The 15,644-nt window shown below is 74.3% G+C and carries 14 protein-coding genes; 7 read left to right on the top strand and 7 right to left on the bottom strand.

The features are described from left to right. Nucleotides 1–25: 25 nt before the first annotated feature. The 3 genes from ABT158_RS05545 to ABT158_RS05535 form a co-directional block, all read right to left on the bottom strand. Complete coding sequence (locus ABT158_RS05545; protein WP_352351204.1) at nt 26–580, bottom strand: DUF4142 domain-containing protein; 555 nt, start codon at nt 578–580, stop codon at nt 26–28. 117 nt (nt 581–697) lie between these two features. After that, complete coding sequence (locus tag ABT158_RS05540; protein ID WP_352351202.1) at nt 698–1,462, bottom strand: SDR family NAD(P)-dependent oxidoreductase; 765 nt, start codon at nt 1,460–1,462, stop codon at nt 698–700. An 11-nt stretch (nt 1,463–1,473) separates the two neighbouring features. Next, entirely contained in the window at nt 1,474–1,896 is a 423-nt protein-coding gene (locus tag ABT158_RS05535; RefSeq protein ID WP_352351200.1) for a pentapeptide repeat-containing protein, read from the bottom strand. On the opposite strand from ABT158_RS05535, the gene ABT158_RS05530 reads away from it, so the two are divergent. From ABT158_RS05530 to ABT158_RS05510, 5 genes are all read left to right on the top strand, one after another. Then, entirely contained in the window at nt 1,834–2,463 is a 630-nt protein-coding gene (locus ABT158_RS05530) for a class I SAM-dependent methyltransferase (protein ID WP_352351198.1), read from the top strand. The two genes, ABT158_RS05535 and ABT158_RS05530, sit on opposite strands and share 63 nt — an antisense overlap. Before the next feature lie 241 nt (nt 2,464–2,704). Continuing rightward, nucleotides 2,705–3,571: an aldo/keto reductase gene (locus ABT158_RS05525; RefSeq protein ID WP_352351196.1), complete on the top strand. Its 867-nt coding sequence runs from the start codon at nt 2,705–2,707 to the stop codon at nt 3,569–3,571. A 90-nt stretch (nt 3,572–3,661) separates the two neighbouring features. Next, nucleotides 3,662–5,203: a TIGR01777 family oxidoreductase gene (locus tag ABT158_RS05520; RefSeq protein ID WP_352351194.1), complete on the top strand. Its 1,542-nt coding sequence runs from the start codon at nt 3,662–3,664 to the stop codon at nt 5,201–5,203. A gap of 317 nt (nt 5,204–5,520) precedes the next feature. Further along, nucleotides 5,521–7,005, top strand: a complete 1,485-nt coding sequence (locus ABT158_RS05515; RefSeq protein ID WP_352351192.1) for a DHA2 family efflux MFS transporter permease subunit — start codon at nt 5,521–5,523, stop codon at nt 7,003–7,005. A gap of 301 nt (nt 7,006–7,306) precedes the next feature. Further along, complete coding sequence (locus ABT158_RS05510; protein ID WP_352351190.1) at nt 7,307–11,434, top strand: hypothetical protein; 4,128 nt, start codon at nt 7,307–7,309, stop codon at nt 11,432–11,434. 7 nt (nt 11,435–11,441) lie between these two features. Here ABT158_RS05510 and ABT158_RS05505 read toward each other — a convergent pair whose 3' ends face one another. Continuing rightward, nucleotides 11,442–12,605, bottom strand: a complete 1,164-nt coding sequence (locus tag ABT158_RS05505; RefSeq protein WP_352351188.1) for an alpha/beta fold hydrolase — start codon at nt 12,603–12,605, stop codon at nt 11,442–11,444. 10 nt (nt 12,606–12,615) lie between these two features. Further along, entirely contained in the window at nt 12,616–12,906 is a 291-nt protein-coding gene (locus tag ABT158_RS05500; RefSeq protein WP_352351186.1) for a hypothetical protein, read from the bottom strand. A gap of 110 nt (nt 12,907–13,016) precedes the next feature. On the opposite strand from ABT158_RS05500, the gene ABT158_RS05495 reads away from it, so the two are divergent. After that, nucleotides 13,017–13,994: an acetylxylan esterase gene (locus ABT158_RS05495; protein WP_352351184.1), complete on the top strand. Its 978-nt coding sequence runs from the start codon at nt 13,017–13,019 to the stop codon at nt 13,992–13,994. A gap of 52 nt (nt 13,995–14,046) precedes the next feature. Here ABT158_RS05495 and ABT158_RS05490 read toward each other — a convergent pair whose 3' ends face one another. Then, nucleotides 14,047–14,334 carry a HesB/IscA family protein gene (locus ABT158_RS05490; protein WP_352351182.1) on the bottom strand — a complete coding sequence of 96 codons (288 nt, stop codon included), beginning with the start codon at nt 14,332–14,334 and terminating at the stop codon, nt 14,047–14,049. A 126-nt stretch (nt 14,335–14,460) separates the two neighbouring features. Continuing rightward, on the bottom strand, nt 14,461–14,910 hold the full coding sequence (locus ABT158_RS05485; protein WP_352351180.1) for a pyridoxamine 5'-phosphate oxidase family protein: 450 nt from the start codon (nt 14,908–14,910) through the stop codon (nt 14,461–14,463). A gap of 182 nt (nt 14,911–15,092) precedes the next feature. Between ABT158_RS05485 and ABT158_RS05480 the strand changes: the two genes are divergently transcribed. Next, entirely contained in the window at nt 15,093–15,638 is a 546-nt protein-coding gene (locus ABT158_RS05480) for a DUF4142 domain-containing protein (protein WP_352351178.1), read from the top strand. Nucleotides 15,639–15,644 lie beyond the last annotated feature (6 nt).

The raw sequence follows: 15,644 nt of genomic DNA, 5'->3' as shown, positions 1-15,644 counted from the left end.
ACGGGGTGGGATGGTGCGCGCCCGGTCAGCGGGTGTGCCGGTCGAGCTCCGCGCGGACCTCGCGCAGGTGGTGCCGGACCGCGGGGGCGCCGTCGCGCGCCAGATCCCGGACCCAGCCGGAGTGACCGTCCCGCAGTTCGCGCCTGATCAGCGTGAGCGTCTGCTCGTGCGCTCCGGCCTCCAGGCGCAGCCACGCCCGGTCGAACCGGTGGCCGGAACGGCGGGCGAGCACCGCGTCCAGGTCGTCGCGCTGGGCGGCGCTCGGCGCGTCAGGAAGGCTGACGCGCAGCCGGTGCGCGACCTCGCGCAGCCGGGCGTCGAGCCTGCGGTGGTCACGGATCAGCCGCCAGGCGATCTCGCGCACGTCCTCGTCGTGCGACCTGCGGAGCGCGGCCTTCCCGGCCGCGATCTCGGCGAGATTGCCGCGGTGCGCCTGCCGCAGGTACGCCCGGTCCTGGCCCGAGGCGTGGAACGCCTGGACGGACGGGGCGGCTGCGGCGCCGGGCGCGGCCACCGGCCGGACGGTGGTGGCGGCCTGGGCCGCGGCGGGTGCCGTGGCGGACACGGTCAACGCCAGCACGGCCGCGATTCCCGCGGGTGCTAAGTGGCTCCGTGCTGTTCTCATGAGTCCCTCCCTTCAATGGGACCCGTGCCCGCTGCCCCATCCGGTCGGGAGTATTCGAGTTGATTGGGCGGATTAATTGGGCGGATCGAAACGGCCGTCCACGGCGGTCCAGCCGCCGTCCACGTACAGGACCGAGCCCGTCACGAAGCTCGCCGCGTCGCCGGCCAGGTAGACCACCGCGCCGGCCATCTCGGGCGCGGTGGCCCACCGGCCGAGGGCGCTCTTGGCGGCGTACGCGGCGTACCAGTCGGGATTGTCCTTGATCTGCCGGGTCAGCGGGGTCTCCACGACGCCGGGCGCGATCGCGTTGACCCGTACGCCGTGCGGGCCGAACTCGGCCGCCGCCGTCCGCAGCAACTGCACCAGCCCCGCCTTCGTGGCCGAGTAGACGCCCTGCCCCGGCTCGGTCACCGACGCCCGGATCGACGCGAACCCGATGATCGACCCGCGCCCCCGCCGCACCATCCCGGCGCCGAACGCCCGCACCACGTCGAACGACGCCCGCAGGTTCAGCCCCACCACCCGGTCGAACTCCTCGCCGGAGTAGTCGAGCAGCCGCTTGCGCACGTTCGTCGCCGCCGTGAACACCAGCACGTCGGCCGGCTCCTCCGCGGCGGCCGTCCGGACGGCGTCGGCGTCCAGCACGTCGAGCAGCCGGGCCGTGCCCCCGCACCCGGCGGCGGTCTCCTGCGCGGCGGCCAGGTCCCGGTCCGCGCACACCACGGACGCCCCATGCGCGGCCAGGGCGAACGCCGACTCCCTGCCGATCCCGCTGCCAGCCCCGATCACCACGGCCCGCCGCCCGTCGAGGCGGAACAGCGCGTCATATCCCGTCATGCTGAGAAACACTAGCGACTGGTCAGACCAGTACACCAGGTTCTCCCGCGCGCGACCGCGCCGCGCGCGACCGCGCCGCTTACGTCCGCGCCGCTTACGTCCGCGCCGCTTACGTCCGCGCCGCTTACGTCCGCGCCGCTTACGTCCGCGCCGCTTACGTCCGCGCGCTCCGCGCCGATGACCCCGCGCCGATGGCCCCGCGCCGCCCTCCGGGGGCCGCCCTCCTCGCGCCGCCCGTCCGGGGATCCCGCGCGTTGGGGCGCACGGAACGGTCGGTGGGCCGGGACCGCGCCGGGCCTGGGAGTCCGGCGTGTTGGGGGCGTGCGGACGCCGGCCCGAAACTGTCGGCGGCGCCTGCCAGGATGCGACTCATGACGACCATCGCAGGCTTCTGGGACGCCGCCGCCGACTCCTTCGACGACGAAGCCGACCACGGGCTCCGCGACCCCGAGGTCAGGGCCGCCTGGGCGGCGCGCCTGGCCGAGTGGGTGCCCGCCGGGCCGCTCGACGTGCTCGACCTGGGCTGCGGCACGGGCTCGTTGTCGTTGCTGCTGGCCGTCCAGGGCCACCGCCTGACCGCCGTCGACCTGGCCCCGCGCATGGTCGAACGCGCCCAGGCCAAGCTGGCCGCCACCGGCGCCACGGTGCTGACGGGAGACGCGGCCGCCCCGCCCGTCGGCGACCGCCGCTTCGACGTCGTGCTGGCCCGCCACCTGCTGTGGACCATCCCCGATCCGGCGGCGGCGCTGGCCCGCTGGGTGTCGCTGCTGCGTCCCGGCGGCCGGCTGGTGCTGGTCGAGGGCCGCTGGCAGACCTCCGGCGGGCAGTCCGACTACGTGCCGGGTGAGCACTTACCGTGGATGGGCGGCGTCACCGCCGACAACCTGACCACGGCCCTCCGTCCCCTGGTCGGCGATCTCCGGGTGCATCCTCTGCCCGACCCGGCCTTGTGGGGCAAGGAGATCACCGACGAGCGTTACGCGGTGGTGGCCACGCTCTGAGAACACGCCCAGCGACCCCTGGATGCGCCGATGCCTGCCCCCGGCTTGCGGCTCCCGGCTCCCGGCTCTCCGGCTCCCTGGCTCCCTGACTTCCGGGCTTCCGGGCTACGGGCTACGGGCTTCCGGCTGGAGCCTGGCCCGGCGTCACTGCCGGACGAGCGTCGCCCCGTCAGGGGTGCGGCGGTCCCGGCGGTGAGGCCGCCGTACGATAAGCCCTTTCATCGGGGGAAGGGCGGGCGCGGTGGTGGGCAGGACGTTCGAGATCGCCGGTGAGCTGCGGGTGCGACGCCTCGGCTACGGCACCGCCCAGCTCACGGGCCCCGGCTACTGGGGTCCACGCCTCACGCCCGGCGAGGCGGTCGCGCTCCTGCGCCTGGCCGTCGAGCGCGGCGTCACGCTCATCGACACCGCCGACAACTACGGCCCGGACATCGCCGAGGAACTGATCGCCCAGGCCCTCCATCCGTACCCCGGCGACCTGGTGCTGGCCACCAAGGGCGGCGTGATCCGTACCGGACCGGACAAGTGGCACGCCGCCGGACGCCCCGAGGATCTGCGCGCCATGTGCGAGGCGAGCCTGCGCCGTCTGCGCACCGACACCATCGACCTGTACCAGCTCCACCGCATCGACCCCGCGGTGCCGCTCGCCGACCAGCTCGGCACGCTGGCCGAACTGCGCGAAGAGGGCAAGATCCGGCACATCGGGCTCGACACCGTCACCCTGGACCAGCTCGACGAGGCGCTGACCGTCCTGCGGCCGGCGTCGGTGCAGAACCGGTTCAACGTGCTGGACCGGGAGTCGGAGCCGGTGCTGGCGCGGTGCGAAGGACTGGGCATCGCGTTCCTGCCGTGGTTCCCTCTGGGGAACGGCTCCCTCGCCGCGGGGGCCGGGACGGGGGCCGGGACGGGGGCGGCGATCGAGCGGGTGGCCGCCCGGCACGGCGCGACGTCCGGGCAGGTGGCGCTGGCGTGGCTGCTGCACCGCTCCCCGGTCGTCCTGCCCACGCCCGGCACCGGCTCGGCCGTCCATCTGGCGGAGAACCTGGCCGCCGCCGACCTTGCCCTGACCGGCGAGGACATGCGGACGCTGGACGCCCTCACGTCCTGACCCAACACTCCCACCGGCTACGAGCGCACTCTTCGGCGGCGCCCGGGGCCGCCCTGAACGCGTTCAAAAGACGGGAGTAGGGTCGGCAGAGTGAAGACCGTGATTCCCGGAGGAACCGGACAGGTCGGCGAGATTCTCCGCCGGGCGCTGACCTCCGCCGGCCACGAGGTCGTGGTGCTGACCCGCAGGCCGTCCCGGAAAGGCGAGGTCGCCTGGGACGGCGAGACCCTGGGCGCGTGGGCGCGCGAGATCGACGGCAGCGACCTCGTGGTCAACCTGGCCGGGCGGAGCGTGAACTGCCGCTACACCCCCGCCAACCTGCGGGCCATGATGGACTCGCGGGTGCGCTCCACCCGGGTCGTGGGACGGGCGATCGCCGCCGCCGCACGTCCGCCCCGGGTCTGGCTGCAGATGAGCACCGCCACCGTCTACGCCCACCGCTTCGACGCGCCCAACGACGAGGCGACCGGTCTGATCGGCGGCGACGAGCCCGGCGTCCCGGGCTACTGGCGTTACAGCGTCGAGATCGCCAAGGCGTGGGAGCGGGAGCAGGAGCGGGCCGAGACCCCGCACACGCGCAAGGTCGCCCTGCGCACCGCCATGGTGATGAGCCCCGACCGCGGCGGCGTCTTCGACGTGCTGCTGCGCATGACCCGGCTCGGCCTCGGCGGGCCGCTGGCCGGCGGCGAGCAGTACGTCTCCTGGATCCACGACCGCGACCTCGTCCGCGCGGTCGAGTTCCTGGCCGGGCGGGACGACCTGGACGGACCGGTCAACCTGGCCGCGCCCGGGCCGCTGCCGCAGGCCGCGTTCATGCGGACGTTGCGGTCCGCCTGGGGCGTGCCGGTGGGCCTGCCCGCGACGCGGTGGATGGCCGAGCTTGGGGCGTACGCGCTGCGGTCCGACACCGAGCTGCTGCTCAAGAGCCGCCGGGTCGTCCCTGGGCGGTTGCTGGAGGCGGGTTTCGCCTTCGAGTACCCGCAGTGGGGGGAGGCCGCCGACGACCTCGTCCGGAGGGTGCGTCGCGGGAGGTGGGCGCGCCGGACGCCCTGCGGCGGCGGGCGCGGATCCTTGCGCGAATATCGTAAGGTGCCTTACGGTTTCCTCATGATCAATTACAGCGAGATGGAGGACAGGCTGGGCGTGCCCATCGGGGTCGAGGAGGCACGGTCCCGCTGGGGGGCGCTGGTGGGCGCGGCGGGCGAGGGGCAGATCACGCTGATCACGCGGGAGCGCTGGGAGTGGGCCGCGCTGGTGCCGCTGTCCAAGGTTCCCGGGATGCTGACCGGATTGCCCGTGGTGTCGTTGTCCACGGCCAAGGCGAAGCTGGGGGAGCTCGTCCGGCAGGTCTCGGAGCCGTACGACGACAGCCCTGTGCTCCTGGCTCGGCACCGGACGCCGGTCGCCGCGCTGATCGCGGCCACCCGCCTGCTCGGGCCCGGCTCCGGTGAGCGGGCCGCGCCGCAGAGGGCGGTCGACGTGGAGGCGCTGCTGCGGGACGGCTGCACGGTCACCCTGAGCCGCCATCCGACCGGGTCCGGCGTGATCGCCGTGGCGCGTGACGACGACGGCGGCGAGGTGGCCGTCGGCACCGGCGACACCGTGGAACAGGCCCTCCGCACACTGGCCTGAACCTTCCCCACTGGGGGCGCCGACTCCCACAGCGCCCCCTGTGTCCGCCCCCTGTGCCCGGTCTGCGTGCGCAGCGTGTGGCGCCTCTGTGTGTGCGGCGTGTGGTGCCTCTGCGTGTGCACCCCTTTGTGTGTGCACCCCTCTGTGTGTGGCGCCTCTGCGTCTGCTACCGCCCGCACCCACCCCCACCCCCCACCCTCGCCCGCGCCTGTGGCCGTACGTTCCTTGGGCTGGGATCTTGACAATCAGTGGGGTGGACTCTTTCCTAGAGGGGGATTCTAGAAAGAGTGGATGCATGAACGTTCAGGCGGTCCGGCGTGACTGAGTCCGAGGCCGTCGCGGCGGTGCCGGTGACGGGGGCGGCGGCGGAGGACGAGGCCGCGCAGCTGCGGTACGCCTGGCGGGCCGTCTCGGTCACCAGCCTCGGCATGTTCCTGACCGGGCTCAACTCCAGCTCGCTCAACGTCGCCCTGCCCGCCGTCGTCGCGCACTTCCATGTCGGCGCCTTCCTGGCGAGCTGGGTGCTGCTCGCCTACATGCTGGTCAGCTCGGTCGGGCTGGTGGTGTTCGGGCGGGTGGCCGACCTGTTCGGCAGGCGCGGCACGTACTTACTGGGGTTCGTGGTGTTCACCGTCGCGAGCCTGGCGGCCGGGTTCGCGCCCTCGATCGAGATGCTGCTGACGGCCCGCGTCGCACAGGCGTGCGGCTCGGCCATGATCCTGGCCAACAGCTCCGCCATCCTGGCCGGCGCCTTCCCGCCGGCCCGGCTGGGCCGTGGCATGGCCGTCTACATGGCCATCATCTCCGTGGCGGGGCTCGTGGGGCCGTCGTTCGGCGGGTTCCTGGCGGGCGCGGCGGGCTGGCAATGGATCTTCTGGTTCAACGTGCCGGTCGGGGTCGCAGCCATCGTCTGGGGCGCGGTCACTCTCCGCCCGGTGCCGAGGGGCCCGCGCGAGCGGCTGGACGTGCCGGGGATCGTCCTGCTGTTCACCTGGCTGAGCGGGCTGCTGCTGGCCCTGTCGCAGGGCAGCTCGCTCGGCTGGCTGAGCCCGTGGGTGGTGGCGGGCGGGGTGGCGTTCGCGGCGGCGGCCCCGGTGTTCGCGCTGGTCCAGTGGCGCAGCCGGACGCCGCTGCTCGACCTGCGGCTGTTCGGCGACCGCGGTTTCGCGCTGGCGAACCTGGCCGCCGTGCTCAACTCGCTCGGGCAGTTCTCGATCGTGCTGGTGATCTCGTTGTTCCTGCAGTCCACCCGGCAGTTCGAGCCCGCCCAGGCCGGGCTCGCCGTGCTGCCCGTCTCGGCCGCCTCGGCCCTGACCTCGCTGGTCGCCGGGGCGCTGACCGGACGGTTCCACCCGCGCACGGTGGCGGTGGCCGGCTCGGCGGTGAGCGCGGCGGGCATGGCGGTCATGCTGGCCGCGCTGGATCCGTCCGTGCCCTACGCCTGGCTCGGGACGGCGCTCGCGCTGGTGGGCGCGGGCAGCGGGCTGTTCATCACCGCCAACACCACCGCGATCATGATGGACGCGCCGCAGGACCGGCTCGGCGTGGTCAACGGTGTACGGCTCATGCTGGTCAACGTCTCGACCGTGATCAGCACGGCCATGTCGCTGGCCATCGTCGCCGCGTCCGTGCCGGCCGCCGAGCGGCACCTGGTGTACGCCGCCGACCCCGCCCGGCTGTCCGGCGTGGCCGGCGTGCTGCAGGACGGCTACCGGCTGGCGGTGGGCGTCCTGCTGGTGCTCGCCGTGGCGGCCACCGTGGTCACGGCGGTGAGCCGGACGGGGGCGCGCCGGCCGGCGTAGCGGCTCACCTGGCGTCGAGTGAACGCGTCGGCGGGGGCGGGGATGAGGTGGCGTCGGCGGAAACTGGAGTTCCATGTTGGGTCGCGTTTGACGATTAGTGAGGAAATATGGTCATCTCGTGACCATTGTTTCTGATGGGATGAGTTAGACGGGTTCGGGGGAACGCTTCATGCCGCACGCCCTTCTGCGCGTGCTCGCTTCGACGTCCATCGCGGTCACCGCACTGGCAGGTCCGCCCGTCGCAGCCCCGGGTCACGCCTCGGCTGCGGGAGTGGTCCACGCGTCGACGGGTGGTCAGGTGATGGCGCGGGAGGTGGCCGGGGTTCCGGAGCCGCCGCCTGCCGTGGTGCGGGTTCCGTCGCGGCCGTCGCCCGCCGTACGGCCGATGGGCAAGGGGCCGGTGGGGCCGGAACGGCTGGAGATCACCACGCCCGCCGGGACGGGGCTCGCCGACGCCATCGCCGCCCAGGCGGCTCGGCGGCAGGAACGGCAGGGGTTCGGACGGCGGGCCCCCGACCCCGCCGCCCTCCTGCCCGACACGACCGGCGCCGCCCCGCTGACCCTCCTGCGCCCGCCCCCGTCCGTCACCAAAGCCCTGGACGCCCTGCGCCTGCACCTTCACCCCCAGGGAGGCCGCACAATCCACCCCCAGGGAAGCCGCGTAATCCGCCCGCAGGGAGGTCGCACGGCCGTCCCCCCGATCCGCTCCCGGGGAGCCCGCGCGGTCGTCTCGGCGAGAGGGCCGGTGGGGGGCGCGGCCGGTGGCGCTCTGCCCAGGAGGCAAGGGGTGACGTATCGGTTGTGTGTGATGGGGGTGGAGCGGGCGGTGGCGTGTTCGATGCGCAGGCCCGTCGCCGTGCCGGTCGCCGCGGACGTCACCGGGGACGGCCTCCCCGACCTGGCGGCCGACCTGGTGCCCGCCGCGAATCCGGGGAGCGGGGACATCGGGCTCGGGTTCGCCGTCAGGAGCCTGTCCGGGAAGAGGGTCAGGGCGCTGGTCTGGGCCGAGTACGACGGCAAGGTGACCGTCGGCTTCGACGGCCTGCGCGGCGGCGCGTCGCTGTCGGCGCTCGACCGCGGGACGTTCACCATCGACCCGGACGGCCGGACGGTCAGGGCGAGCCTCACCCGCAAGGACCCGGGACCGTCCGCCGTCACCCTGGCGGCCCTGACCGGACGCACGGCGGTGATCCTGCGCCAGACCCCCGCCACCGAACGGCTCACCGTCAAGGCCACCCTCGACTCACCAACCCCGGCCGCCGAGCCGGAGACCTCCACCTCGACGCCCGCCGAGCGGGACGCCACCACCTCCCCGGCGGTCGAGCTGGACGCCACCGCCTCCCGTCCCGCCAAGCTGGACGCGATCGCCGTCTCCCCGGGCCGCTTCACGCAGGCCGTACTGGACCGCATGCCCACCCGCGCCCAGGTGCGCCTGTCCGGCGGACGGATGCGCTTCACCGCCCCCGCCCCGATCGCCCGCGCCGAGCTGCACACCCACCTCTACCGCGACGGCCGCCTGGCCACGGCGGCGAGCGCCGAGCTGCGCCAGGTGCCCCGCTCGTTCACCGCCGCCCACGTCACGTCCGGCGGCAGGCAGAGCCTGACCGTCGAGTCGTCCGGGCCCGCGCGGGCGGGCTCGGCCAAGGTGCTCTCCTACGACCGGGCCGCGTCCGGGACCGTGCTGCGGGCCGAGCTGAGCGGGCTGCCGGCCCGGGTCCGGCTGGAGAGCGACCCGGCCGCGCACCGCGTCACGCAGACGGCCAGTTCGCCGATCGGCCGGTTCGCCGCGGTCCTGCAACGCGGCGGCGGCGCGATCTCCAGCCCGGCCGGCGGCCACGTCACCCTGATCAAGAACGGCGACGCCACGGGGGTCTCGGCGCTGTTGTCCGGCGTGTCGGGGTTCGACGTCACCTACGGCAGCGCGCCGCACGCCCACCTGAAGGCCAGGGCGAGCGACCGGCCCTTCGTGGCCGCGGCCGGGCTCGACGGGAGGCGCCTGGCACGCCTGGAGATCTCCAACACGCCCGCCGAGGCCGACCTCGCCCTCGACCCCGCCGCCGGGACGGCCGTCTACCGGGCCGGCGGCGCGATCGACCGGGTCCGGGCGGCCTACGCCGACGTCCGGAACGGGCCGACGATCGACGGCACGGCCCGCGGGGTGCGTGGGGACGTCAGGACCGCGTGGACGCTGGGCGAGCGCTCGTCGGTCGAGGCCACCACGTCCGGCCGGCTCCACGGCCTCCGCCTCTACGCGGCCAGGTCGTACGTCACCACCCTCGACGGCCCCTCGGCCGGGGACGACGTGCGGGTGGCGGTGGACGGGGCGCCGAGGCGGGCCGAACTGGCCGCCGACACCGCGGCCGGGACGCTCACCTGGACCGCGAGCGCCCCCGTGGCCAAGGTGTCAGCGCTGGCCCGGATCAGGACGGGCGGCCGGGTGCTCAGGGCCGCCGCCGACGTGACCGGCGTCCCGGCCCGGTTCGAGGCCGCCTGGAAGGGCGGCGTCTACCGCTTCCGCGGGCTGTCCGGCCCGGTGGGGTCGGCGGCCCTCGCCGTCGCCAACCACGACGGCGCCACGTCCCCCGACGGCCCCCACCTGGCCGCCCACTACGACCGGGCCGGCGGCGACCTGGACGCCAGCGTGCTGGTCAGGGGCCTGTCGCGGGTCGAGCTGAGCCCGTCCGGACAGGGGTTCCTGGCCCGGTTCCGGGCCGCCCGGCAGCGGCTCGCCGTGGACGCCGACATCGTCCTGGGGGACGTGCGCTTCGGCGTCCTCGGCAGGGTGGGGCCGGTGCCGGGCGACCTGACCGTCGCCGCCACGCCCGAGGGCAGGCTGACCTACTCCGGCTCCCGGCTCGGCATGACCGCCCGCGCCTGGCTCGGCAGGACCGCCGCGCTGGCCCGCATGCGTCCCGCGCCCGCCGTCGAGGGCGGCCTCTCGCTGGTGGACGGCGGCTGCCCGGCCGGAGGCTGCGGTCAGGGCCCGTTCTGCGCGGCGGGACGCGGCTGCTACGGCCTGCAGGGCTACCTCGACGTCACCGGCCTGCCCAGCCAGGTGACGATCGACCCGGCGGGCGGCACGTTCGCCTTCTCCGGCTTCGCCCCCAGGCGCCGGACCCTCGCCCTCCACCTGGACAGCAGCGTGCTCGCGCCGGTCCCGATCAGGGCGCGGGCCACGCTGACCCGGCTGCCGCCGAAGATCACCCGGTTGTCCCTGGGCCCGCTGGACGCCGGGCACGTCGCCTACCGCGTCGAGCCGTCGGCCACGCTGGGCGCGCTCGACGTGCGGGCCGTGGCGGGCGGGCTGCGCGGCCACGTCGCCCTCGACCCGGTGCCCGCCGCCGTGGACGTGCGGGGCACGTACGGGGCCCAGACCCGGATCAGGGTACGCAACTCCGCGCCGGTCGAACGCCTGACCGCCGAGGTCACCCTGCCCGGCCGGGGCAGCGGCGGGCTGCGGCTGACCGACGTCCCGGCGGTGCTCGGACTGGACGCCGACGCCTCGGCCGCCGGGCTGAGCGTCCCCACGCTCACCTACCGGGGCGGCGCGAGCACCCTGGACGGCCGGCTGGCGGTGGACGGCCGCCTGGTGGACCCGTCCGGGCGGCTCGGCGGGGTCTCGCTCGCGGTCGAGGACCTGGCCGCCGACACGACGATCCGCCTCAATCCCGACCAGTCGCTCGACCTGGTCTCGAAACCCGGGCCGACGGGCCGCATCGCGGTGGGCGCCGGGTTGCGCGTGGACCCGGTCCAGCGGCAGCGGATCGCCGTGTCCAAGGAGGTCCCGTACACCTCGGGGTTCCTCACTTACCAGGTCGGCGGGGACTTCGCGCTCGGCGCGAGCGCGGTGCGGGAGGTGTCGCTGGCGGTCCGGCGCGTGTCCTGGCTGCGGGTACGGCCGGGGCGCATCCCGTTCGGGCTCAAGGCGCCGGCCGCGGCCGGGTTCCTCGCGCCCGGCTTCGAGGGCGCCTACGACCGCCTCCGCCTGGCCGCCAAGGGCGTGGACCTGCGGCCGGACGTCTCCCTGCGGGTCAGGCTGAGCAGGAGGATCGGCGCGGACGCCTTCACCGGCTCCCTGCGGCTCACCCGGGCCACCTCGCTCGCCCTGCGCCGTTACGACCAGCGTATGCGCCGCATCGGCGCCCGCCAGGAGATCGCCGCCGCCGGGATCGGGCTCGTCTGCCTCACCGTGGACGCCAAGCCCGGCTTCGCCTCCGGCGGCAGGGGCGGCGCGATCACCCTGCGCGGCTCCGACGGCCCGCAGATGGTGTCCTTCCTCGACCCGGGCGGGCAGGCCCCCGACTACGCGGTGGACCTGCTGACCCACTTCATGTCGCCGTTCCCGGACGCGGGATGGAAGGTGGCGGCGGCCACGGCCGGCTCCTGCGCCCGTCCCGGCCGCCCGGAGTCCCGGACGCGGGACCGCTGAGCCGGGTTCACCACGGCCCCCGGTAACCGGCCGGGGGCGTGGCCCCCTCGTACGGCGGCACCGCCCGCCCCGCCAGGAACGCCCGCAGCGTCGCCAGGTACGCCCCCCGCCCCTCGGCGTAGACGAGCCCGGCACCGGGGATCGCCCGCCGGACGTCGGTGGCCGCCGACCAGCTCTCCCCGTCGCACGCCCCCTTGACCACCAGGACGGGCGCCGTGACCCGGGCCAGCCCCTCCCGCATCCCGGGCGGCGACGGCCGTTCCACCAGCCGCGCATATCCACCCGAACCGGCGGGCCGGCCCTCCGGGCAGACGGTCGTGCCTGCGGCGCGGGCGTCGAGTTCGGCGTCGCCGGCGAACGCGTGCGCCGCCGCCGGTTCGACCCGCAGCAGCGTGTAGACCGCGAGCATCCTGGCGCTGGGCGGGCCGTCGTCCAGCAGCGTCGCGGCACGGGCCCGGTCGAGGCCGGCGGGGGAGGCGAGCACCGCCCTGGACACCCCGTCCGGATGGGCGGACAGGTAGGCCGCCGCGAGCCGGGCGCCCTCGCCACGCGCGACCAGGGTGAGGCGGCGGGCGCCGATCGCCTGCCGCACCTGCTCCAGGTCCGCCACGTCGCGGCCCAGCCCGTACGCGGCCGGGTCCGGCAGGCGGGCCGAGCGTCCCGCGCCCACCCGGTCGTAGACGTACACCTCGTGGCCGTCGGCGGCCAGCCGCCGGTAGAACGCCGGATCGGCGGCCAGGTCCGCCAGGCCGGCCGCGCCGGACAGGAAGACCACCGGCTCCGGGCGGGTGACCCGCTTCGGCGCGACCCGTACGTACGCCAGCCGCGACCCCGTCGGCAGCCGCCACTCGCGCTGCCCGGCCACCGGCGACGGGGCCGCGGCGGGCGCCGGCGGCGGGGTCAGCGTCGCGTCCGCGACCCGCCAGACCACCGCGACCTCGACGGCCAGGATCAGCGCGGCCCGTAACCACCGCCCCCAGGTCGCGCCCGGCCTGGGCACGCACAGCAGCAGCCCGAGGTAGAACACCGAGGCGAACACCGCCAGGCCGGTCACCGTGAACACCCCGGGCCGCGCGCCCACCATCGCCGTCCCGGCCAGCGCGGCCAGCCCGGCGACGGGCGACAGCGCGAGCACCGCGGCGCCCGCCACCATCCCGGCGAAAGACCTCACAAAGGGGACGCTAGCCCCTGACGGGGGACGGGAGCGAGCGGCCCAGGCGGATGCGCAGGCGGTCGCCGGTGCGCAGCGTCTCGCGCACGGTCCACACCCGCTCGTCGATGACGGTGCCGCTCGTGGTCATGTATCCGCCGACCCTGAGCACCGGACGTCCCGAGGCGTCGCCGAGGAGCTGGGCCCGCGACTCGGAGTCGTCGGTGAACAGCACGAGGAAGTCCTCGGCGTCCGCGGGGGCCTCCAGCACCAGGCCGGGATAGAGATGGGAGGAAGGAACCTCGATCACGTATTCGATCACGCGACCTCCACTACCCCGCTCGCGCGTTTTCAGCTGCCGCCCGCGAAGGATAGCGCTTACCTGGGCTGATGAGGTGAAATATCAGGGTTGCCTACAGCTTGGAGTCCCCCGTGTCCTTGTTCGACCTCCCGATCGAGCAGTTGCGCGCCTACCTCCCCGACCGCGACGAGCCCGCCGACTTCGACGACTTCTGGTCCCGTACGCTGGCCGAGGCCGAGGCGTTCGACCCGGCCGCCGAGTTCGTGCCCTACGACCTGCCGCTGAGCGGCGTCGACGTCTACGACGTGTCGTTCGCCGGGTGGGGCGGCCACCGGATCAGCGGCTGGTTCATCCTGCCGCGCGGCGTGCGGGAGCCGGTGCCGTGCGTGATGCACTACATCGGTTACAGCGGCGGGCGTGGGTTCCCGAAGGACCACCTGCTGTGGCCCGCGGCCGGCTACGCGGTGTTCGTGATGGAGACCCGGGGACACGGCGGCGCCAGCGTCACCAGCCCCGGCACGACCGGCGACCCGCACGGCAGCGCCAACGTCCAGGCGCCCGGCATGATGACGCGCGGCATCCTCGACCCCGAGGACTACTACTACCGGCGCGTGTTCACCGACGCGGCCAGGGCGGTCGACGTGGCCGCGGCCCACCCGGCGGTGGACGCCGGGCGCATCGTGGTCTCGGGCGGCAGCCAGGGCGGCGCGATCGCGCAGGCCACGGCCGCGTTGCGCCCGTCGGTCCGGGCCGCGCTGGTGGACGTGCCGTTCCTGACGCACTTCCGGCGGGCGCTGGAGATCACCGACCGGGACCCGTACCAGGAGGTGGTGCGCTTCCTGGCCTCCCGCCGGGACGGCGCCGACCAGGTGTTCCGCACGCTGTCGTACTTCGACGGCGTCAACTTCGCCGCCCGCGGCCGGGTGCCCGTGCTGTACTCGGTCGCGCTCATGGACGACGTCTGCCCGCCCTCCACGGTCTTCGCCGCCTACAACCACTGGCAGGGGCCGAAGGAGATCACCGTCTGGCCCTGGAACGGGCACGAGGGCGGGGCGGGCTACCAGACCGAGGAGCAGGTCCGCTACCTGCACAAGCTCCTGGCCGGCTGACCCGGGTGCGGGGCCGCCGTACCGGCGTGAACACCGGTACGGCGGCTGCCCGTCACACCGCCTGCGGGGTCACCGTGAACGACACGCTCCCCTGCGCGTCGGCCCCGGCGTCGAGGGACTTGTCGTCCAGCACGGTCGCGGCCACGGGATCGAGGTAGACCCGCGCGCCCTCGGTCTCCACCACCTCGTCGGCCGGCTCAGGGGCCGTGGCCAGGGAGAGGGTGAGCGAGTTCGCGCCCTCGCCCTGCGACGAGATGCGGATCCCGCCCTGGGCGGGTTCCGGCGCGGACGCGGTCAGGTCGCGGATCGCCTGGGCTGCGTTGGCTGTCAGGGTGAGCACTACGGCTCCTCCAAACGGTCGACGTACAGAAGTTGCCTGCCATTCCCCCCATCCCGGAGCCCAACCCTTCTTGGCGTTTTCTTTTACCGAGAATTCCCGGCACACCAGGCTGGTGCTGGAGTTCGGTCAGACGGTCCACTTCCCGTCTAGCATGAGGTCGCGTCCGGCGAGTTCGTTCACCTCGCGCCACGCCTGCACCAGCACCGGCGTGACCCAGAAGTACGTGTACGGGCCACGCGACACCCGCGGGTCGAACCCGGTCTTCACCGCGAACGCGTCGCCGATGTCCCCGGGGATCGTGGCGGCCGGCTGCGCCGTCACGGTGCCGTGGATGAGGACGACGTCCCTGGTCAGGCCCAGGCCGAGGCGCACGGCGCCGCCGTCGAGCAGGTTGCGGGCGGTGGGTGTGGCGTCGGCGGTGGAGAGCAGGAGCCGGTGCCCGTCCCACAGGAACGACAGCGGCGTCATGTACGGGCCGCCGTCGCCCGCCGTGGCCACCCAGGCGTCGACGTCGTGTTCGAGCCGGTCGAGCGTGTCCCGCTTGCGCTGCTCCGGTGATCGGGCCGGTGGCGTCATCCTTCTCCTCGCACTCTCGGCGGTCGGGTGCGACCGCGTCTCGTCCGTCAACATGATGACGGCTCACGGCGGCGGCCCGCGACACCCGGCCAGGGTGGCGACGCGGCGCGCCTGAGGGGGAAGTCGCGAACGCATGGTTACTCTCTGTGTCGGAGAAGTGTCACCATGTCATAGGAAACCTCATGCGTACTCGTCTGACCATGCTGCTGGCCGCCGCGGCCGTCGTCGCCCTGTCCGGGTGCGGCGAAAGCGCCACAACCAACACCGCGGGGCTGGCGCCGCGGACCGACGCTCAGCCGTCCGAGCAGGACAGGACCTGGATGGCGACCATCCACCAGGGGAACCTGGCCGAGATCGAGGCGGGCCGCCTGGCCGAGAAGAAGGGCGCCACCGACCAGATCAAGTCGATCGGCCGGATGCTCGTCGACGACCACACCCAGTTCGACAAGAAGGTGACCGAGACCGCGAGCCAGCTCGCCATCCAGCTTCCCGCCGCGCCGACCTCCGCCCAGGCGGCCATGGCCAAGCGCCTGCAGGACGCCAAGGGCAAGGAGTTCGACAAGGAGTTCGTCGTCGGCATGGTCAAGGCCCACAAGACGGCGATCGAGGCCACCAAGGAGGAGATCTCCAAGGGCTCCTCGCCGGCGGTGGTGGCGCTGGCCAAGTCCGCGTCCCCGACGCTGCAGGAGCACCTCAAGGCGCTGAAGAAGGCGCAGGAGAACTACTGACGAGGG

This window comes from Nonomuraea sp. NPDC001636 (assembly GCF_040298265.1).
Lineage (GTDB): Bacteria > Actinomycetota > Actinomycetes > Streptosporangiales > Streptosporangiaceae > Nonomuraea.
The sequence above is the reverse complement of the archived record's forward strand: the minus strand, read 5'-3'. Positions and strand labels throughout refer to the sequence as shown.